This is a genomic window from Dyadobacter flavalbus, assembly GCF_006149045.1.
GTDB classification, from domain to species: Bacteria; Bacteroidota; Bacteroidia; order Cytophagales; family Spirosomataceae; genus Dyadobacter; species Dyadobacter flavalbus.
The window spans coordinates 1-21,361 of the sequence record NZ_VBSN01000013.1 but is presented as its reverse complement, the minus strand read 5'-3'; the positions used below and the strand labels follow the sequence as shown (position 1 = coordinate 21,361).

Below are 21,361 nucleotides of genomic sequence, written 5' to 3'. Positions count from 1 at the left end.
AGTTAAAATGTGCCCGGCAGCGCGACCCGAAAAGGCCAAAGAAGGAAAACCAAGATTAGAATGAAATTCTCACACACACTATTATTACTGATTTTCTCATTTACCTGCACTGCTCAGGTGGATGTTCATTTCCCGAATGCGGGTGATGCTGCAACTCAGGAATGGGTAAAGGTGTATCTGGATCAATGGCTGCAGAGACTTCCTGCCAAACCGGATACAACCACAACCACACCTGTATGTCAGGGCGGGCCCGTATTGAACGCGGTTCTGGACAAATCGACAACCGGACTTACTTTCAACTGGACAGGCGTTAATGTTCCTTCACTCGTCTGGAATGTAAAGCAGAACGGAACTGTAATCAGGACCGGATCGGCAAGCAGCGCAGCACAAACGGTTTCTGTTACATATACCGCAATTCCCTACGGAACTTACGAGCTGCAAATTGTCGGTCTGACTTGCCCGACTGTCTCGGCAGGTGTCAGCTTTACTGTTTTCAATACCACGCCAACGCCTGAAACTTCGGGTCGGCACGTGTACATGAACTTTACCGGATATGGGTTTGATGTAACGCAGGCTACCGGGCTTGCGCCGGAATGGAGAGAAAGGGCAGAGGCATTTCTGAACCTCAGCTATCAAGGTCAATCATTTAAGGGAATTGACGGTATCCGCGTAAATGTAAAATGGTACGAGTACGAACCGTCAGAAGGAAATTTCCGCGATGATAAAATACTGGCAGCAGTCAACTGGTGCATTGCCAGAAATATTAAACTGAGCATTTGTCTTGTGCCGTGGAGAAGGGAAGGGGACAATGTTATTCCGGACGGCCACAAGGCAACACTGGCCAATGATAATGTCTGGTATGAAATACCTACCTCCACAAACCGGGTCTATATGCCTTCTATGAGTTCGGATGTTGGCAGGACAAAGTTCAAAAACTGCGCTCGTCACTTATCCCAGGTATTGAAGGCTTATCCAAAGTCAGTCGATTACATTTCTACAACAACCGGCCAAACAGAGGAGTATTATGTCACTTACAATGAGAGCCCGGTTATCATCGCAGGTTACGCAAGTGCCGACAAAGATGCATGGGCAATATACTCAGGAAATCAAACGCCTCCTTATCCGGCAGGAACAGGAACGAATGCAGTCGAGCAAATGCTACTTACTCCGAAAGGTCGGCTCTGGTACGAGTTCCAAACGGAAGCACTCAGAGGATTTCATGCAGCTTTTGTACAAGGAGTTAGAGAAGGAGGAGGAGCAAGGGCCTGTGCAATGTATGCAGCAACTGGCGCACCACTGGATGCCTGGCGTTTTACGAATAAACTGAATACGGTGTTCAGCGCCGCAACTTCTGATCAGCCCGACATTATCTATTCAAGTGCCGGTGACGCGAATTATCAAAGCGACAAGTTGATGGCAACTGACTTAAATATCGGAACCTTCACCGGCTCCGATGCAGCTATTGAATTCGATCCTGATGATATTTCGTTATCTCAAATTCCGAATCCATCCTATGGAACTGATCTGAACGGCAATATCCTGTATGATTACTCTGCATCCTTTTTCCGAAGAGGTGGGAAAATCGTACACTTCGCTATGTCGTTTCATCCTTCAAAAATTGGTCAGCTGGCGGAAGCGCTCTGGAAGATTAAAACGCAGTTTCTTGATAGCTCATCCGGCATGACAGGCATTGAGCAGGGAGCACCATTTAACTATTCAGTAACAAATTATACAGGCCTGCAGCCATACAGGTATCAGTGGCAAGCAGCTGGCGGGTCACTCAATAAACAAGTGAAATTTAACTTGCAATAAATCAATCAGTTAATGCTTTTTGGTATGCTTTTTTCGATGTAATACATAGCCCACTATGAAATGAAGGAGTTCTTGGATGACATACGAGCCGACGTAAAAAAGGGAAATTATGCCGCTGCTTCGTTTCTGATTTTAATTGTAATAATAGTATTTGCAGTACCGACCCTATGGGTCAAAATTGGTAATCAGAGTGACAAAACGGACGCGGTACGTGCAGAGTGTGCAAAAGAACTCAAGGAGCAGAGGAAAGAGGATCAGAAAAGGCTGGACAGTACCATTGCTGCAAAGGACATTAAGTATGATAACCTGAACCAGCAGTTCAACGACTTTAAAGATGAAGTCATGGTAAAGCTGGAGCGTAATCAGCAAAGGTCTGAACATCTTGATCAGGAGGGCAAAAAAGTAATTAAGGCAATCAATAAAGAGGCCGTGAAAGCCAAACAAAACAGCAAACAACTTGATTCTGTTTCAAAAAACTTAGTACCATGAAAAAGGGAAGTATTCAACTCGCTGTGGCATTGACCATAGCTATCTTAAGCACAGGCTTTGCATTTCAGAATGTCGAGCAGGATGATCATAACTTAAAGGTTGAGCCTTTAAAGATTAAGGATGATCCGTTTCCTGCCAAGTTTGAGGAAGAGTTGAATAGCGCGCGAAAGCTTTTGGCTGAGAAGATTTCCAAGAGTGACAGCCTGCTGAATGAAAGAGATAAGAACCTGGCTAATCTGCAGTACAATCTCAATCAGTTCAAAGAGGCAAATGAAACGCAGAAGAAGATCATCAATCGTCTGGTTTACATTCTTAAACGTTTTCCGCAGGACAGCGTACTAAAATACGATGTGCAATATCAGGACCCTGCCACCTTGCAAGACACTTTAAAAAAAAACTTTAATCTGCCCATGATTCATGCTCCTTTACCTGAGAAGCAAAGTTTCTGGCAGAAGATAAACCCGTTCAATAAGAAATGAACACCAGCAAATTACACACACTATTTCCGAAGAGTAAAGCCATTATTCCATATTGGGATGAGGTTTGCAATTATGCCGAACTGATCACACAGAAAAGAATCGCCATGTTTCTGGCTCAGATCGGGCACGAATCGCAAGGGTTTACGCGGCTTGTTGAAAATCTGAATTACTCCGCTAATGGCCTGGCTAAAACTTGGCCTACACGTTATGCTGTTAATCCGAATGCTATCAGAAAATACCCGAACAAAACAGCTTTACAGATTGCCTGGCAGCCTGAGAAGATTGCAAACATGACGTATGCAAACCGGTATGGTAACGGTGATTATGAAAGCGGCGATGGCTGGAAGTATAGAGGACGTGGCTACATGATGACAACCTTCAAGGATAACTACGAAGCACTTGATTTCGAGTTTCAAATGGATGGGGCCATTGTCACCAATCCCGATATGCTTTTAGAACCTTACTGGGCAATTATGTCGGCCGCCGCCTTTTGGAAGAGGAACCGTTTAAACCGATATGCAGACACCTCCGATGTAATCGGAGCGCGTAAAGCTGTGAACGGAGGATTGATCGGTTTGGCTGATGTGAATGAGAAATATAGTAAGATTTTATTAGCTTAAATGCTTGAATAATAGTTTGTTAATATCGGCATTTTGATTAACTTTAGGTAATACAAACACACACTTTTAATGTTCATAGAAAACCCAATCCCCAAACAAAAAACCAATACTTGGTTCGTGTTTTCCGGTGGCGGCGCCCGAGGGTGTTGGCAATGGGACTTATACCATTTGATCAAGCACCTATTTCACATTGTTGGATTCACTGGCACTTCAACAGGCTCTCTGACTGCCATGGCCGCAGCTCTGGATATTCCTTATGCTTATCTGGACAAGCTGTTTGAACAGGTATTCGCCAACAATGCCAAGCAGATTTTTAAACCGGGTGACGGACACATTAAAAATGGCAAATTCAAGATCAATAAGTTAAAGCTGATACCCAAGCTCATTTTTAACAGGAAAGGCTTGAAAGGCATGATGTCAATCGATCCGCTTGTTGAGACAATCGAGCAAATACTGACCGACTTTCCTGAATGGAAATACAAGTTTGGATTTAATGTTGTCGATCTTCATACAGGTGCAAGGATTCGCTTAACTCCGGATGACTTTGACGACAGACATCAGCTTGCCCGCGGCATTGCTGCATCTTGCAATATACCCGGCCTTTGTGGGCCCATCACTGACCTGCGTACCAAAGATCGTGTACTCAAATGCGTTTTCGATGGCGGCATTCGTGACGGGTTTCCACTTAAACAGGCTTTTGACTCCATGGTTTTGGGAGAAGCAAATCAAGCGGTCGGACTTGGCTGCAATCCAAAGGAAATGACACCACTGGAAGATCTGCTGGATATCTTCGATTACGTTGGAGCAGCTGCCTATGCCGGCATGAATGAAATGATGCTGGGCGATATCTCTGAGGTGGAACTGGTCAACAACTTTATCAAGGAAGTAGGAGAGCAGGCAACAGGCAAAAAGTACACGCCGATCACCATGATTTACTACAAAGGCGGCCGAGGCGTTCTTGAATTTACTCCGGAGTCTCGTCTCGACATGAAAAAAACAGCCAAAGAAGATTATGAACGCCTTGTCATGGCGATCAGCAAGGCGGCATAATTAATACACAACACACACTATAATGGGAATATTCATAGCAGTTGGAGACCTTGGTCTTCAGGAATTGGTTGATCAAGCCAAAGAAGCGCGGGATATAGCAGTTGCGGCAAATGAGCAAAGAGGCACTATCACCGATTTTGCAAGTAAGTTTGATACTGCCATCGATAGCTTTTATCTGACCGAGAAAAACCGGCAAGGGCTTTTCGTTTATGATCCTTCGGACACTACCAGTGTTCAGGATGGCGTAATGGTTCTGGTAAAGAACAACAAAAGGTACAAAAGGCAAATTGACAATCAGATCAATGTCAAATGGTGGGGTTGCAAAGGTGACGGTGTTACAGACGATACCACCAATTTCATGAAAGCCGTTTCTTACTGGGCAACAGCCGGTGGTGATCTGTCGCTTGGCAACAGCTCCTATGTTGTTAACATGCCTACCACATACACCAACGGCGTTGCAAGTCCGGCCATAAAGATAGCTGACGGCATCAAAAGGGTGACGGTAACCGGTATGGGCGCCATCCTTAAAACCAAAAAGGGAATTGCTGCCAATGGAAGCATTGTTAGAAATGACTTGTCTGCATTCAGAGTCGAAGGAAATGCAGATTGCGACATCACATTCAACGGCGTTCGTATTTTGGGAAGCCGCGATACCGAAACTGACGATTACGAGCAAATCCCTAACAATATCTATGTTCCAAACAGTGCAAGAACGGTAAACAACTGCTTCGGCCTGCAAATAAAGGGGTTCAATACGGTTACGGTTTACGCCTCAGAAGTAAAGAAGCTTCACGGACGCGCTATTTTCGCAGATGGTGCCGCAATGCTCAGGGTTTACAACTGCGACATAGACGATATTTCCCGTACGGCTATCGAGACAACAAGCAATACTAAAACCCTGATCACAATGGGCAACAGGATTACCAACATCGGCATCCTGAAACCAGAATTCTATGTTGATGGCGTAAAGTACAAGTTTGACAACGATCCAAGCGGCAAGGTATGGTTTACCGATATCGGTGATGGTGTGTACCATTTAGGCCCGACCATGCAAGTGATAGGAAATTACTTTCTGAACATCAACCGGATTTCAATTTGCGCTGACACCAAAGATCTTGCCGTGAATACCTACTTGCTGGGGAGCGATAACATCATAGAACACGATCATTTGCGGCTCAGATGCTCCAATCCACAAGCATCAATCTGGATTGAAAACGCGCACAGTGCAAATATCAATAATAACACCATGCGGTACATCAACCGGGCGGTAAGTGAAACGCTTGCAGGTTACGCGGTTGTTTGTGCCGTTACCAAAAGATTGAATTGCGACTTCACGATTCAAAACAATAGCGTGTTCTCGGCCAACTACAACAAAAATACGCTGGTTGGCTACAACACCATCAACAACAGCGGATCGGTTATTGTAAAAAACAACTGGGCGCACGGTAAATTCTTTGCTTGTGCTTATCACTCGAATGTGAACAATCCTGACGGTATACGGCATTTGGAACAGCTGGTGTACGATGGCAATAACTTCACAAACACATTTGACAATCCTACTGTTTCCGCTTTTGCTTACGACAGTACCGCAACGGATGGCGCCGGTATTCCGTGGATCAAGAAGTATATCTTCACCAACAATGTGATCAAGGTAGCCAATAAGACGAGGCCAAACGCAACGCCTTATGCATCCGAACTGAACATTGTGAAAGGTAACGACTTTGACGGGACCGGCATCGATCTGAGGAATTACAACTATCCGGATAAATGCCTTTACATAGAAGACAACAAGAATGTCAAGTCATTAACGCCTAAGGATGGACTGACCGCAACAGAAGACAATGTGATGTATATACGGAACAATGTATTTCTGAATTCGCTGGAACTGTCTACGCCAACAGGAAGGCAGCGTATAGGCGGTGAGGTTACCGGCAATATGATCAATGGCCGCATTTTCATGAAGGCGTACAACAATCTGGTTGTTCGGAATAACAATCTGAATGGAGACGGTATTTACTTCGACAATCCGGCTATTTCATCCTTCAAGTGTGCTATTCTGGACAACTTCATAAAACTTGCTTCCGGAAAAAGTGGTGTCAGCGTCAATGATTCAAATCAGTTCACTGCTCAAAACCTCACTGTGAGAGGCAATGTTTTTGACATTGTGGATGCCGCTACCAACACAACCGGTGTGAAGTTTACAATGGACGGACCAAAGGTGAATCTGGTAATTGAAGACAATACTTTCAATGGAATCACAACACCGCTTGTTAACACTGGAATAAATCTTCCGATCAAAACCAAAATTCCATTCAACATACCAAGTGTAGCCGCTGGCGCAACTTACGTGAGTTCGGGCAGCACAATTACAGGTGCTAAAATGGGTCAGTTGGTACAGGTAGCCATGGATATTGATCTGGCAGGACTTGATCCTGTGCAAGCATACGTTTCAGCGCCGGACACCGTCAAGTTTGTAGTGAAGAATCCAACAGCAGCGGCAATTGATTTGCCAACCGGAAATGTAACCGTTTCAATAGTTTAGTGCATAGTTAGTTTAGAAGTTAGTACACACACAACACACACTGTAATGAAAAAAATGTTTTTAGCCGCCTTGCTGGCAATAGCAGGCTGGACCGCCGAAGCACAGGTCAGCTTTAAGGGCAATGTTACACAGCTTATGAACGCCGCCCGCATCGTGGACATGCAGGAAGTGGTTCAGTCGAACCTGCCCTACACAAAAGGGAAAGGCGCGCCATTCAGCATTATGATTGTGCCGAAGTCTTCGGATAATTATACCGAAATTTTCATGGTGAAAGGCAAGCTGTACCAGGGCGATACGGTTCAGAATATTCCTGTTTCGGTCAATGCCTGGAACTCGGTTGCATTGATCGAGCTGAGCCTTGACAATCCTACTTTATTCGTGTACTACAACGTCTATGTCGGTTTCGGGCAGGACATAGACGGACTGTAAGCCATGAGAAGTATACTATTATCATTATTGGTGCTTTTGTCGTGGACGGCAGAGGCACAGCTGATTGGCGGGGGCCGCAGGGGAGTAGTTATTTTTCAGGGTGGCGGAGGCGGCGATAGCACAGGCGCACCATTAACCTCGACAAGGATTGCAACGGCATTGGGTTATATGCCACTTAACCCGAATGTTCCAATTGATAATCCGGTAGTCGTAAAGTCAATCGCGCGGAACAAAGTCATAGGTATTGAGTTGGTCGATAATACGCCCGACTTGCAAAAGCCGGTCAGTTATCCGCAGGCTGATGCCTTGGCGCTCAAAATAAACCGAAATAGCCTTGCGACTATTAACTTGGTTAATATTGAGAGTGGTGGCAACATAAGCCTTGCAACGCCTGATGCTTCTTCAATAACATCAGGTGTTTTTGCAGACGCTCGGATCGGCTCAAACATCACAAGAAACACCGGAACGGCAACAATTACCAACAAAACGATTTCGGGTTTAACAAATACAATAAAAGACCTTGCTGAATCAGCCATGCCAACGCTCGCCACTACTTTGGCGGGCAAAATGCCAACTTTTACGCCGTTGGTTATCAATGGCGTGAGTGTAACGGCTGGTGGTACATTGTCGCTTGCCACAACAAGCGCGAATAGTATTCTTTCCGGTGTTTTCGATGATGCAAGAATTCCGGCGAATGTGCTTCGCGCAACAGGGGCGGCGGTTGTATCAGGCAAAACGTTTGATGAAACTAATACATTTACAAGCATTCCTTACAGTGTTCTGACAGGCGCGCCAACAATACCGTCTTCTACCAACTTTCTGACCACAACTGGCGACCAGTCTGGTATTGCAGGTAATAAAACGACGACTGGTACTTGGGCATTTAATGCGCCTCCTACAATTGCTGGGGCGAATCTATCCGGCGATATATTATTTTCGGGCAATCTCACTCGTAAAGTTGGTGCGCCAAGTGCCGCAGCTTCGGATATTTATAGCCGCTACTTTGGTAGAAACGGAAGCGTTGTTATTGGGCCGTCTACGGGTAATGCTGATTTGACATTTCAAATGGGGGCATCTGGGGCTAATGTAGGTGCATTTCGCGCTAATACCGGAAACCTTCACTTATTCCCAAATGGAGCAACGCCGGTAGATTCTATTTACAGGCTGCATGTAAGAGGAAAGGTGAAGATTACGGACATTATGAACGTAACTGTTCCTACTTACGAGACAGATGCCGAGGCAATGGCTGGGACACCTCCTCTTATTGCAGGGGATGTTTATATGAATTCGCAAGGCATGCTTCATGCTGTTAAGCCAGTGAGCGACTTTCCTGAATATGACCTTTACACTTCAAGCGGTAAAGACGTTCCTTTTGACTACGCTGATAATATAGGTGAAGTGGTATGGAGAACACAAACGCCAAACCAGCCATATAGCCTAAACTTTGTCACAAACAGGAACAGGCCCATGTTTCGGGTTGAGCTTCAGCCTGGGGATAATTTTCTTAGTGACGTAACTTCAAAGAACTCTCAGAACCCGAAATATGACGCAACTAACCCTGATCGAGACGAGGAAGGAGAATACCAAGTCAAAGAAAGATCGGAGGGATATACAAAAGATTTCCCAAGTGTAGGGGGTACTTATTATTACATAAGTTACTCCTTTATGGTTGAGCCTGGGCCTGATGTTTACTATTCCAATCCAGATTATTTCTGCTATTTAGGTCAATGGCACAATTCAGATTCAGACAAAGGGCCGGTTCCATTTGCGTTTAATTTCAGTGGTCAGGATAAATTGCAACTACAAATAAGGGAGTTTACTAATACAGCCACTCAATTTAAGACAAAAGCAACCCTTAAACCACGCGGCCAATGGAATAGTATGGTTATACGCGTAAAGTATAATACGAGTTCCACAGCAACAAAGAATGGTGAATTTACTTGGTGGGTTAATGAACAAATACAAGATAACCTTACCGGTTTAGATTTAGGGTCACTATTAAAGCCAGATGGCTCTGGAGGTTTTGTAACTCAAACCAACAAAGGTTATTGGAAGTCTGGAATTTATCGCACGGCTGGTAGTCCAGATACATCACCGGGCGTTCCGTCAACTACTGCTCCGAGGGTTAATTTAGCTGTTCAATACGCCAATATCCGGGTTACAACAACCAACTTAACAGCCGCACCAAACAACAAGATTACTTCACCTGATCCAATAACACCATAACACACACTATGGGAGATCCATTCGGCTATCAAAAGGAGCAGCTTTACGGCCGCAACAATAAAGTTACAACGCTCAGGACACAAACACATGCTGAAATGGTAGCAGACAGCCTGCGGAACTCGGGCAATCCGAAATTCTATGTGATTGATATTGACGAGGAAAACGGCAATGCTCAGGACGTGCTTTACTGGTGGGATGGAATAGCGCTTACACCAATAGCAACAACTGGAAGCATCCCGTTCGTCAATGCTCCAACCTATGCGGCCGCTGTTGCCCTCACAAGTACATTGCCCGGTGAAAAGCTTATTCCTGTTGCTGCTGACGAAACACAGAACGGCGCGAAGGCTTTGTACTACTGGAATACGACTACACTTCAAGAAATCTTACTTTTATAATGGGTGCATTAGATCAAAAATTAAGGGCAAAAGATACAGATGGTAAAGGGCTGTCAAAGGAAGATTTCACAACCGCTTTCAAAGCTATTGTTGAATCAACTCCTGCTAAATTTCAGGAGCTTTCAGGCTTTGCCGAATACACTCCTACGTTGGTTGATAATTCTTTTATCACCAAGTCAACCGGATTAACTGGCGGCAGCGTAGATTACAGAAGAACAGCGCCAATCCCATTAAGCAATCTCGGCAGCGTCATCAAAATTGACATTGGAACATTTGGCGGCTCGATTGCTCCGATTGCTTATTACACCTCAACAAGCATTGCAACTGGCAATTATATTTCTTCGTCTGAAATAACAACTGTCGGAGGCAGCAACCCGGCAGCTGGACAACAGTTAACCGGATTTATTTTAACTCCTCCGGCAAATGCAACCCATGTTGTTTTTTCCTCGCATAAGAATTTCAACCTTAAAATATATTCAAAAACGGTTGATCAGGCCACAAAGGACGGCCAAACTGCTTTTGTTGAATCTGCCTTGAATGTTGCCGAGGGATTGTATAACAACTACACAAATCCGTTTGCAAGCTTATCGCCGGAATCAGACAAGCTATTCAGAAGAGGAGCAAAACAAGCAGCTATCGGTTCAGACGTTCAGCCAATGATCATTGTGGCAGGACAATCGGGAGCAGATGGCAGAATCCCTGTTGCAAATGCTCCTGCATGGCTTACATCCAATAACAACAAGATTGACAATTACATGATGTGGAACAGGACCACAAATGCATTTCAGTCTTATCAGCTTGGAGTGAATACCGGCGCACTCAACAACACGGCAACTACATTCGCCTTTGACATTTATTTTGCAAAGGCATGGCTGGATGCCAATCCCGGCAAGAAGTTATATGCCATAAGGCAATCAGCTGGCGGTGTCCCAATCAGCGAGAAAGGGGTTAATACCGGCAATAACAATTACAGGTGGCAGCCTAAAACAGAACTGATCGTATCAGGCCAATTATCAATGACAAATGAATTGGTGGCCAAGATTGCGGCGGTTAAACAATTCTGCACCAATACTCGCCTGCGGCTTTATCCTTTGGCTGTTCTTTTCGATCAAGGCGAAGGTGATGCCGATAGAGCAGGCGATGGTGCAGTGGCAGATTATCCGGTCAACTTAGCCAATCTGTTCAGCTTTTTTCGTGGATTGTTTCAGGCTCCTGCACTTCCCATATTTCACGGGACAATTGTATCAGGAAACACGAATTACAACGCAATCAATACTGCTATCAACCAGGTGGATTCTCTCGATCCATTCTTGAAAGCAATTGATATGTCCTCGCGACAGACATTCCTTGATGGACTGCACTATGATGCTAATGCCTCCGAGTTTAAGGGCCAGCAAATGTATAATAATCTACTTCTCATGTAATACTCTCAATATCATGGCAGATCCAGTAGGATTTCAAAAACAACAGTTGTACGGCAGGAATAACCCGGTCCGCACGCTCAGAGTACCAAGTTATGCCGACATGGTGGCTGATTCACTGCGCAGCTCGGCGACTCCAAAGATTTATGTCGTTGACATCGACGAAACAAACGGTGGCGCCGAGGATGTGCCGTTTTGGTTTGATGGCATCGAAATAAAGCCTTTCGGAAGCAGTAATGTAGCGGCTCCCGGCTCCGTTGCGCTATCCAGCGTAAACGGCCTTGATCCAATACTTCGCATGCTCGGCATGGGTGCAGGCGTGACGCTGGCTACTGCCAGAACATTCACGTCAACCGATCCAACCGTATTCATGATTAACAACATTGCAGGCGACAATCTGGCCATTTACGACAGCTCAGACATAAACAGCGCAGACAATGGAACAACGGTAATCGTCGGCTCAGGAGGTCGGCGATACAAGGTCTTAAACGTGGTCAAAGCTCTTCAATTAATCACCAAAGCAACTGACATTTTCCAATGAAAAAGATACTCTTATTTCTTCTGTGCATTAATTACGCCTTTGCTCAAACACAAAGCTCTGTTCAGACAACGATCAATTCAAATCTGGTCAATCCACTTCGGACCGTTAACATAAGGACATCTGTTACTGCTGTGAACGAGCTGGCCGGTAAAGCGGCTACGGATGCAGCAACGGCATTGTCACAAATTGCAGGATTACAGGCAGGACAAAACCCGGAAACAGATCCGACAGTGCCAAGTGCTGTAAAAGCGATTACAACAACCAACATTTCAAACTGGAACACTGCTTTCGGATGGGGCAATCATGCCGGGGCCGGATATCTGACGTCGGGCAGCTCATTAGCTTTCGCCAATATTACGGGTGTTCCTGCTTACCTGCTTTCCTCTACTGCTGCAAGTACGTATCAGCTATTATCCAACTTGTCAACCGATTTAACGGCGAGTACAACAAAGTATCCGTCTGTTAACGCTGTCAATACAGGACTTGGATTGAAGGCCAATCTTGCAGGAGGAAACACGTTCACTGGCACTCAAATATTTCCATCCACAACCAGTTTTGGCAATGTGTCAAGTACTGAACTCGGTTATCTGGATGGTGTTACCTCCTCGCTTCAAACGCAGTTAGATGCAAAGCTCGGCAGCTATACCGAGACAGACCCGACTGTTTCAGCAGCAGCTAAGGCAATCACTTCTACGAATGTAACCAACTGGAATACGGCGTTTGGCTGGAGCAACCACGCAAGTGCCGGTTATGTCACACCGTCGAGCACGAGCACATTCACCAATAAATCAGGCGCGATCAGCCAGTGGACAAATGATTCCGGTTACCTGCTTGGTTCAACGGCAGGCACCACATACCAGACACTTGCCAATCTTTCTACGGACCTGACAGCGAGTGCAACCAAATACCCTTCCGTGAATGCGGTTAACACTGGACTGGCAACTAGGGCAACAACGGCTTATGTTGATGCCGCAGTTGCCGCAGTTACTCCGGTAACTCCTGCTAATGCAAAGCGTGAGATTTTCTATGAACCGCAAGGCAACAGCACCACAATAAACACGCTTGGTCTTGCAATGACCGCGCAGGGAACGGCTACGACTCGGAACGTCAACACGGCTTCGCTTTACGGAAGGTCACGCAGGATCGGTTATACAAGCGGGACCAGCGCCAATGCAGTTGCCGGCGTTATCGGCCTTCCTCAATTTCAGGTAGCAGCTCCGTTTTCTTTCAAAGGCGTGTTCGGAATTCAGACCTATGATGCCGGGCACCGTTACACAATTGGAATGGGTAACACCTCGGATGCTACTGTCAATCCTTCTACATTGATTAACCGAATCCACATGTACGCTGACCCCGGAGACTTGACTTGGAAGGTTGTAAGCTCTGGCGCTACGCTTGGCACTCCTGTTGATCTGGGCGCAAACTTTCCGGTTAATACAGCTACGACTGACGTGTACGATGTCAATTTCACGATCATTCCGGGTGGAACCACAGTGTCTTACACCATCAAACGGCTGAACACAGGTGATATCGCTACTGGAACATTGACCGGCTTACCAACAGGCGTTCTTCTCAGCCCACAGATTACCGCATCCAACGCAGCAACCGCAACATCAGCGAATATTGATGTGATGCGGGCCATGATGATAACTGATAATTAATACCATGAAAAAGGAGGTCAAATTAACGGCGCAGAAAAAAAGATTTTGTGATGAGTATCTGGTCTGCGAGAACGGCAAAGAAGCCGCAATTCTGGCCGGGTACTCCGCAAAGACTGCCGCTGTTCAAGCCTCTCAAATGTTAAGCGAAGTTAAGGTGCAGGAATACCTTAAAGAACATAAATATAAGCTTGATAAAAAGTTGGAAAATAAGTATCTTATATCAAAAGAGAGAATCCTTGAACAGTATGCAAAGATTGCATTTTCAGACATCAGAGGTTACTATGACGAGGACGGATTATTAAAGTCAATCAGTGCTCTGGATGAAGATCAGGCCGTTGCTTTGGCCGGTGTTGAAACTTTTGAAGTGAATACTGGTGGCGTTCCGATCGGCGAAACAAAGAAGGTCAAGATTTACGATAAGATCCGGGCCCTTGACAGTATCTCCAAAGTGATGGGATACAATGCCGAGGAGAAAAGCAATGTCCGCGTGAGTGTTGACCTGACCGAGCAGGACATTGAAATGTTTTCAAAGTTCTTTAACGACAAGTATAAATGACACCGGCGGAAATACAAGAGTATAAGCGTATCGCATTATCAAGGCTTGCTACACAGAAAAGCCTGATGAATTACACATGCTATTTCTTCCGGGAGCTTTACAGCAGAAAGTTTGTCATCAACAAGCATCATGAAAGGATTTGTGATCTGCTGAACCGCATCCTTGCCGGCGAAGTTACCAAGGCCATTATCAACATCGCTCCGCGGTATGGTAAAACCGAACTTGCCGTCAAGAACTTCATCTCGCATGGCCTTGCTTTAAACCCGGCATCAAAGTATATCCATTTGAGCTACTCCGATGATCTTGCCCTTGACAACAGTGAAGGTGTAAAGTCAATTGTGGAGCATGAAGCGTATCAGGAGCTTTACCCAGAAGTAATGATAAAGAAGGACTCGCGCAGTAAAAAGAAATGGTACACAACCAAAGGCGGAGGCGTTTACGCTACATCGGCAGCCGGTCAGGTAACAGGTTTTGGTGCGGGGCAGGTTGATTCCGAAGAACAAGATGATCCTGACTTTGAAAGAACCATGGATGACTTTCTTGTCGATGCCGGCATTCATACCAAGTTCGGCGGCGCGCTGATTATTGACGACCCGATCAAGCCCGAAGATGCTGATTCGGAAACCCGGCGCGAGCGTATCAATCAGCGTTATGATTCCACCATCAAGAACCGGGTAAACAGCCGCAAGACACCGATCATAATCATCATGCAGCGTCTGCACGAAAATGATTTATGCGGATATCTGTTGCAGAATGAACCCGGACAGTGGGAAGTGCTGAGCCTGCCATGTATTCAAACCGATGACAAAGGGAATGAAATCGCGCTGTGGCCATTCAAGCATTCTTTACAGGAACTTAAAGCCTTGCAGGATCAAAACAGCATGGTATTTGAGCGTCAGTACATGCAGAACCCGCAGCCTGCTGGCGGTTATCTGTACGGAAGGCCATGGAAAACATACCAGGGCATTGATTACATCCCGGCTACCAAATTCCGGATGCGGAAAACATATACCGATACCGCTGACCTTGGAACTGATTTTCTGTGCTCAATTGCTTATATTGAAACAGAAACCGCGATGTATGTTACCGATGTGATTTACACACAGGCCGGCATGGAAACAACCGAGCCGATGGTGGCAAAACAGATTCACGAACAAGGTACAGAACTGGCAAGGGTTGAAAGTAACAATGGTGGCCGCGGCTTCGCCCGTAACGTGGAGCAGCAGACGCGTTTACGCGGAAACAAGGATACGCGCATCGAATGGTTTCATCAGTCAGCGAACAAGTATTCCCGGATCTTTACGGCCGGCGCATCGGTTCAGAACCTGATCGTCTTTCCGGAAGACTGGAAAGCACGTTGGCCCAAGTTTGCAAAGCATGTCTGCTCTTATATGGCAGCTGGCGGCAATGCGAATGATGACGCGGAAGATGCATTAACCGGAATGACAGAATACTTTGGTAAGGATAGTAACAAGGCACAGAACCTCACAGCTTATTTCAGATAACACACATTATGAATTTACAGGAATTAACACAGTTGCTTGGTCAGGAACAGGATATTACAACCAAACTTAAAAAGCTGCGGGGCCGCAACAAGATCAGCGAAGAAACTGAAAAGCTGACTGCGCTTTACGACATTGAAAAGCATGACATTTACGACACGGTTAAGCGGCCGGACCGCATTGTGATGAAAGAAGATGATGAGGGCAATATGGTTTACGATCGTAAGGAACTTGTTAACCGCATTGCTCTGCCTTTTCAAAAGCTGATCGTAAAACGCGCTGTTTCCTTTGTCTTTGGCAATCCTGTAATTTTGCAATGTGAAACTGAAACAGACCAGGAAGAACAAGTATTGGAAGCAGTGAAGCGCATCCTGCATGAAAACAAATCAAACGGATTTGACCGCCGCATTGCCCGCGAGCTTTTCAAAACCACTCAGGTTGCTGAATGCTGGTTTCCGGTTGCCAAGTCCGAATCTCATGAAGATTACGGCTTTCCAACTCAGTTCAAGATCAGGGTGACTTCTTTCAATACATCTGACGGAAACAAGCTTTATCCTTTGTTTGATGAAACCGGGGACATGATTGCTTTCAGCCGAGAATTCACCATTGAAGACGACGAGGATAAAAAGAAAACCTATTTTGAAACCTACACCGCAGAGGAAAAGCGCACTTGGATTCAGGATGGTAATGTGTGGACCGAACAGCCTGCGGTACCAAATACCATAGGGAAAATCCCGATTGTATATGCTTCTCAGGAACAAGTTGAATGGGAGGATGTTCAGTCCAAGATTGACCGTCTGGAAAAGCTGCTTTCAAACTTTGCCGAAACAAACGATTACCATGCTTCTCCGAAGATTTTTGTTGAAGGGAACATTACAGGCTGGGCAAAGAAAGGTGAGCAAGGCGCAATCATCCAGGGCGAACCCGGAACAAAGGCTTATTATCTTTCATGGGATCAGGCCCCGGAATCGGTACGCCTTGAAATTGAAACATTGCTGCGGTTTATCTTCTCATTCACCCAGACACCGGACATTTCCTTTGATAGTGTAAAAGGGCTACGTGAAATATCAGGGGAGGCGTTGAAAATGCTTTTTCTGGACGCTCACTTGAAAGTACAGGACAAACGCGAAATCTTTGATGATTACCTGCAGAGAAGAATTAGCATTCTGAAAGCATTTGTGGGAACGATGAATCTGGCCCTTAAACCAGTTGCTTCCAAACTGCTGATTGAACCCGAAATACAGCCGTTTATTATCAACGACCAGAAAGCAATGATTGAGCGCTTAACTATGGCAAACGGCAATAAAGCGATCGTTTCGCAGAAAACTTCGATTGCACTTTCTGGCCTGGTGGATGATGTCGATGCCGAATTGAAACAGATTCAAGCCGAGGAAAAAGAGCGTGCAGCAAATGATACTTTTGAAACAGCTTTTTAGTACTTTGCCAAAAACGTAAACTCAACGGATATGAAGATTGTAAAGATTTGGGTAATGACCGAGGAAGGAATCGAAAGAGACGAAGCAGGCCTTCCGCTTACCAGAAACCATTGGATGTTGCAGGACGCATTCATTGATTTGAGTGAAATCAGTCATGCATACGAAAGCCTGTATCATCCCGGCTGCATCACAGTTGAATTGAAAACTGACGTGGCGATGCATGTACAAATGAGCATCCTTGAGCTTTACGAGGCAAAGTTAGAATATCAAAGAACCATGTTTATTTCAGCATTCTTTCAGAGTAACTGACAATGCCCAAAAGACCATTCGACCACACTACATACGATAGAAAGCACTTCGAAACCATCACGCAGTATGTCAAACGGATCAAGCGGATTTATGCTAGAACGATCCGTGACGCTGTTCTGATTTCTCAGAATATCCGGCTTGCAGATGGCCAACTATTTTCCTTTGAAGCCAATCAGGTCCTCAAACAGCAGGCGGATTTGTTGTTTCAGGCGATGTATACCGAAATGCTGAAAACAATCAATGCCGGAACTAATGAAGTTTGGCTGATTTCTGCCCTCAAAAACGATGATCTTGTAAAATCCGTACTGGACACTACAAAACTATCAGAAAGCGTCCTGAGCCGTTATTTGAACCGGAACCTTTCAGCGTTATCCGCTTTTCAAAACCGGAAGGTTGGCGGAATGGGATTATCTGAACGGATCTGGAAACAGACTCAGCAGTTCAGGAGCGAATTAGAATTTGGTCTGGATATCGGTATTGGTGAAGGCAAATCAGCTGCTGCGCTCGCCCGGGACTTACAACAAAACATGATCGATCCTGACCGCTTGTTTCGCCGGGTTCGTGACAAGCATGGTAATCTGGTCCTGAGCAAAGCGGCAAAGAACTTTAATCCGGGTCAGGGCGTATACCGGAGTTCTTACAAGAATGCGCTTAGGCTGACCCGCACAGAAATCAACATGAGTTACCGTACTGCGGATTACGAACGCTTTCAGCAGCTTGATTTTGTTGTCGGGTACGAGGTCAAGCGAAGCAACAATTTAACAACCTGCGATGTCTGCGGCCCGCTTGCCGGCAAGTATCCAAAAACATTCCGCTTTATTGGCTGGCATAGCAACTGCCGGTGCTTTGTCGTCTCCATTCTTGCAACAAACAAGGTAATGAACGAGCTTGAATTGAAGCTTCTGAACGACGAACCGACAGCTGATTTCAAGAGCAGCAACGAAGTCAAGAATGTTCATCCGGGCTATTTAAAATGGATTAAAGAAAACAATTCCCGGATATTGCGGGCTAAATCAGTTCCTTATTTCATCCGGGATAATCCGCAGTATTCTGGATTACGTATTGGATAGTTTGAAGGTTTCTTTATAAGCTATGACTACCAGAAAATTGTTTCTATGATTAGTTTGAAAACTAATATGTCTTATACCGAAATACTTCAATTACTATTTTATGATTGACAAAATAAAATTAAGTACATGGAAGCTTGGGTCATAAACTTATTTTTTGGCTTTGTTGGAACCTCATTAGAAAGATTAATAACTTGGTTGTTTCCAAAAGAAATCAGGATTTTTGTTTTTGTAGTTATTACTATAATTGGAATACTTTTAACTGTAGAAAAAGTTTATAACTGGAAAATACCATACCTTTCAAATTATGCTAAATATGATGAATTTGTTACTTCTGTCGCATCTGGATTTTTCATTTCATTAGCATTAGATAATCTGCAAACTAAGTTTAAAAAAGTTACCCCATTAAGCCAATATACTATTATTTATGCATTAGGTAATCTGATTCGAATTCCTTATTCAATTATTTTTACTATAAGTATTTATAAATACTATTATGGTTTCTCGGCAAATATTCGCCCTAGATCCATTTTTTTTATTTGTTTGATAGATATTGTTGCCCGTATGCTTGAATTTAGATTATTTGTTAAGGAGGTAACATTGAAATTTATACTTCAAACAACATTATTTCAAGCACTAGTTTTAATTAGATATATAAATTGGCGCATTTTTCTTTTTCAAGTTATTGGAGCTTTTTTTATTAATAGTTTTCATATAAATTACTTTATATTATTACTTAGTCTAGTTATGATTCCGGCTTTAAGGCATATTGTTCATTGGACTAACGAGGTTATATTGGATGAATACAAATGGGAGAACAAATAAATATAAACATAGTAAACGCTTAATACACCGTTTCGCCAAATGTTTTCATCTTTCTATTAATTTGCATCATTTTGTTACATACACATATACTAATCAGCCATTTAGCTCAATAATTTCAATATCTTTAAGCAGCAATTAACACACTATTTTTTTTATGACAACAATCTTTCTGAAGGGAACGAAACTCGTTTCTCTGCCTGATGGCAATTGTGAAATCGTGCCGGATGTGCCGGAGACACCCACCAAGCCGACAAAGCCGGATGTTTCATCTTTTAAACTCGGCCCGGCAATTATTAACAATGTCCTCGTTGGCCTTAAATCCGGCGACTACATGCCACAAAACCCGGACAAGCCACACTCTTTACAGCAAGTGATCAGTTTCAAAGATGAAGTCTGGCGTTTCGAGATCCGACCCGGTGAAGTCTGGAAAGGATCAAATGGTAAAAGCGGTGACCTAAACAACAAGAACCGCGAACGATCAGAGCTTTATTTGAAGAACTCCAACTTCAAACGGGATACCGACATCTGGATAAATTATAAATTCATGATTCCTGAAGGCGGCGACACGCTGAAACCGACCGAGGACGGATTTATGTATATCGGTCAAATCCATGCTGCGGAAGATAAAGGTGATGTTTCCAGCACACCTCCAGTTGGTCTTCTTTTGTCTGCCAAAAACGGCAAATACTTTGTTACCGTTACCAGTGCGTCAGCTACTGACCGAATCCATACCGTAAAGCCAAAAGCCATTACCCGCGGCACATTTGAAGTAGAACGAGGCGTATGGATCGACATCACGATTAAAGTGCGTTTCAACCCGACAAAAGGGCTGCTACAAGTTTGGAAAGGAAAACAGAACGTCGTTAACCTTGAAAACGAAGGTATCGGGTATAACGACGAAACAGGCCCTTACTGGAAGTTTGGCGCATACCGTCAACCGGCTAATGAAACGTTTGTAATCTATTACGCAAACATGACCGTCAGCAAAGACGGCAAAACGAGTTTATGGTCTCGTGTGGAAAACCCGCTGCCAATCGCTTGATTTTAGAGGGGAGCTTAACGGCTCCTCTTTTTCTACTACTTCCGGCTTATCCAATGCCGCCAACACAGCAAAGAAAACCGTCATTCCGAGGCAAAGGCCGTTATAAATTTCTTCATGGTGCAGCCGGTAAAAGATCCGCATAGGATCAATTATGATGTCAACAGTATGCATCTGCTAATTTGTTAAATATGAAAGAGAAGGATTTGCTTTAATGCTTTCGTAAGATAGGAAAATTCAATTTATACTACAATACATTAGCACCTATTTGTACAAGATAAAATAATGTCTGTTCCAATTATGAAGCCTCAGCCATAATTATTGAAAAGAGAAAAGTAGATAAATGGATATATTCCTTCTTGATGGATATAATCCAACATTTAAGATCATGGCAGAAGTTAAAAAGCAGGTATATGCAGCACCAAAAAAGCCAATACCTATTCAAATCCGATTGGCACTTTCCATGCTTTACCAGGTAAAGGATATGCTGGAAATCAAAAAGTGGATGAGCACGCAGGATATTTTTGAAGCACACAGTAAAATATTCAGACGAATAAGCGCGTCCATCCAGCATGATTACAATTATGCTATTTCGGTACAGCAGCAACTAAATGCAATTGAATTGTTAATGGCCGGGTTTAATAAGGATGATATTCTGAAATAGTGGTAGACGACAAATCTGTGAGGTATAATTGTAATTCATACAAAATAGGACGATTATTGAGGGTAAATATTTCCTTTTAATTCTACGTAGAAATGAAAAATCAGGAACTTGCGGAACTGCTTCAAGAAAGCGAACAGGTGTTACGGGATTATTGCACTGCTAATGGCAAACTATGATACCTCGATTATGTTAGACCACTAATTTAGGTTTGTTAGTTGTTTTAGGCGCACATTTCAAACAGCTCTGCAGGCTTTTTTCGATCTATTCCCTGGTGCGCTCTGAAATGATATCTATCCAA

The 21,361-nt window shown here is 44.3% G+C and carries 20 protein-coding genes; all 20 read left to right on the top strand.

The window, feature by feature from the left end:
• Positions 1–60: 60 nt before the first annotated feature.
• Positions 61–1,812, top strand: a complete 1,752-nt coding sequence (locus FEM33_RS01620; protein ID WP_139010379.1) for a hypothetical protein — start codon at positions 61–63, stop codon at positions 1,810–1,812.
• Positions 1,813–1,872: 60 nt separating this feature from the next.
• Positions 1,873–2,301, top strand: coding sequence for a hypothetical protein (locus FEM33_RS01615; protein WP_139010378.1), 429 nt, complete (start codon positions 1,873–1,875; stop codon positions 2,299–2,301).
• Positions 2,298–2,780 (top strand): hypothetical protein, encoded by a 483-nt coding sequence (locus FEM33_RS01610; RefSeq protein ID WP_139010377.1) that lies wholly within the window; start codon positions 2,298–2,300, stop codon positions 2,778–2,780. The genes FEM33_RS01615 and FEM33_RS01610 overlap by 4 nt, the downstream gene beginning before the upstream one ends.
• A complete protein-coding gene (locus FEM33_RS01605) occupies positions 2,777–3,400 on the top strand; it encodes a glycoside hydrolase family 19 protein (protein WP_139010376.1) in 624 nt (207 codons plus the stop codon). Before FEM33_RS01610 ends, FEM33_RS01605 begins: the two co-directional genes overlap by 4 nt.
• A gap of 69 nt (positions 3,401–3,469) precedes the next feature.
• Positions 3,470–4,450: a patatin-like phospholipase family protein gene (locus FEM33_RS01600; RefSeq protein ID WP_139010375.1), complete on the top strand. Its 981-nt coding sequence runs from the start codon at positions 3,470–3,472 to the stop codon at positions 4,448–4,450.
• Positions 4,451–4,472: 22 nt separating this feature from the next.
• Complete coding sequence (locus FEM33_RS01595) at positions 4,473–6,992, top strand: putative phage tail protein (protein WP_139010374.1); 2,520 nt, start codon at positions 4,473–4,475, stop codon at positions 6,990–6,992.
• 45 nt (positions 6,993–7,037) lie between these two features.
• Positions 7,038–7,421: a hypothetical protein gene (locus tag FEM33_RS01590; RefSeq protein ID WP_139010373.1), complete on the top strand. Its 384-nt coding sequence runs from the start codon at positions 7,038–7,040 to the stop codon at positions 7,419–7,421.
• Between the two features lie 3 nt (positions 7,422–7,424).
• Complete coding sequence (locus tag FEM33_RS01585) at positions 7,425–9,647, top strand: heparin lyase I family protein (protein WP_139010372.1); 2,223 nt, start codon at positions 7,425–7,427, stop codon at positions 9,645–9,647.
• An 8-nt stretch (positions 9,648–9,655) separates the two neighbouring features.
• Positions 9,656–10,042 (top strand): hypothetical protein, encoded by a 387-nt coding sequence (locus FEM33_RS01580; protein WP_139010371.1) that lies wholly within the window; start codon positions 9,656–9,658, stop codon positions 10,040–10,042.
• On the top strand, positions 10,042–11,466 hold the full coding sequence (locus tag FEM33_RS01575; protein WP_139010370.1) for a sialate O-acetylesterase: 1,425 nt from the start codon (positions 10,042–10,044) through the stop codon (positions 11,464–11,466). The genes FEM33_RS01580 and FEM33_RS01575 overlap by 1 nt, the downstream gene beginning before the upstream one ends.
• A gap of 13 nt (positions 11,467–11,479) precedes the next feature.
• On the top strand, positions 11,480–12,004 hold the full coding sequence (locus FEM33_RS01570; protein ID WP_139010369.1) for a hypothetical protein: 525 nt from the start codon (positions 11,480–11,482) through the stop codon (positions 12,002–12,004).
• Complete coding sequence (locus FEM33_RS01565) at positions 12,001–13,665, top strand: hypothetical protein (RefSeq protein ID WP_139010368.1); 1,665 nt, start codon at positions 12,001–12,003, stop codon at positions 13,663–13,665. Before FEM33_RS01570 ends, FEM33_RS01565 begins: the two co-directional genes overlap by 4 nt.
• A gap of 4 nt (positions 13,666–13,669) precedes the next feature.
• Positions 13,670–14,221, top strand: coding sequence for a terminase small subunit (locus tag FEM33_RS01560; RefSeq protein WP_139010367.1), 552 nt, complete (start codon positions 13,670–13,672; stop codon positions 14,219–14,221).
• A gap of 65 nt (positions 14,222–14,286) precedes the next feature.
• Positions 14,287–15,726, top strand: coding sequence for a phage terminase large subunit (gene terL, locus FEM33_RS01555; protein WP_229214033.1), 1,440 nt, complete (start codon positions 14,287–14,289; stop codon positions 15,724–15,726).
• 8 nt (positions 15,727–15,734) lie between these two features.
• Complete coding sequence (locus tag FEM33_RS01550) at positions 15,735–17,159, top strand: phage portal protein (RefSeq protein WP_139010365.1); 1,425 nt, start codon at positions 15,735–15,737, stop codon at positions 17,157–17,159.
• Between the two features lie 30 nt (positions 17,160–17,189).
• Complete coding sequence (locus tag FEM33_RS01545; RefSeq protein ID WP_139010364.1) at positions 17,190–17,468, top strand: hypothetical protein; 279 nt, start codon at positions 17,190–17,192, stop codon at positions 17,466–17,468.
• 2 nt (positions 17,469–17,470) lie between these two features.
• Positions 17,471–18,538, top strand: a complete 1,068-nt coding sequence (locus FEM33_RS01540; RefSeq protein ID WP_139010363.1) for a putative phage head morphogenesis protein — start codon at positions 17,471–17,473, stop codon at positions 18,536–18,538.
• Positions 18,539–18,664: 126 nt separating this feature from the next.
• Positions 18,665–19,360 (top strand): hypothetical protein, encoded by a 696-nt coding sequence (locus tag FEM33_RS01535; protein WP_139010362.1) that lies wholly within the window; start codon positions 18,665–18,667, stop codon positions 19,358–19,360.
• Positions 19,361–19,514: 154 nt separating this feature from the next.
• The gene (locus FEM33_RS01530; RefSeq protein ID WP_139010361.1) at positions 19,515–20,402 is read left to right on the top strand and encodes a heparin lyase I family protein; all 888 of its coding nucleotides are present in this window, start codon (positions 19,515–19,517) and stop codon (positions 20,400–20,402) included.
• Between the two features lie 385 nt (positions 20,403–20,787).
• A complete protein-coding gene (locus FEM33_RS01525; protein WP_139010360.1) occupies positions 20,788–21,063 on the top strand; it encodes a hypothetical protein in 276 nt (91 codons plus the stop codon).
• Positions 21,064–21,361 lie beyond the last annotated feature (298 nt).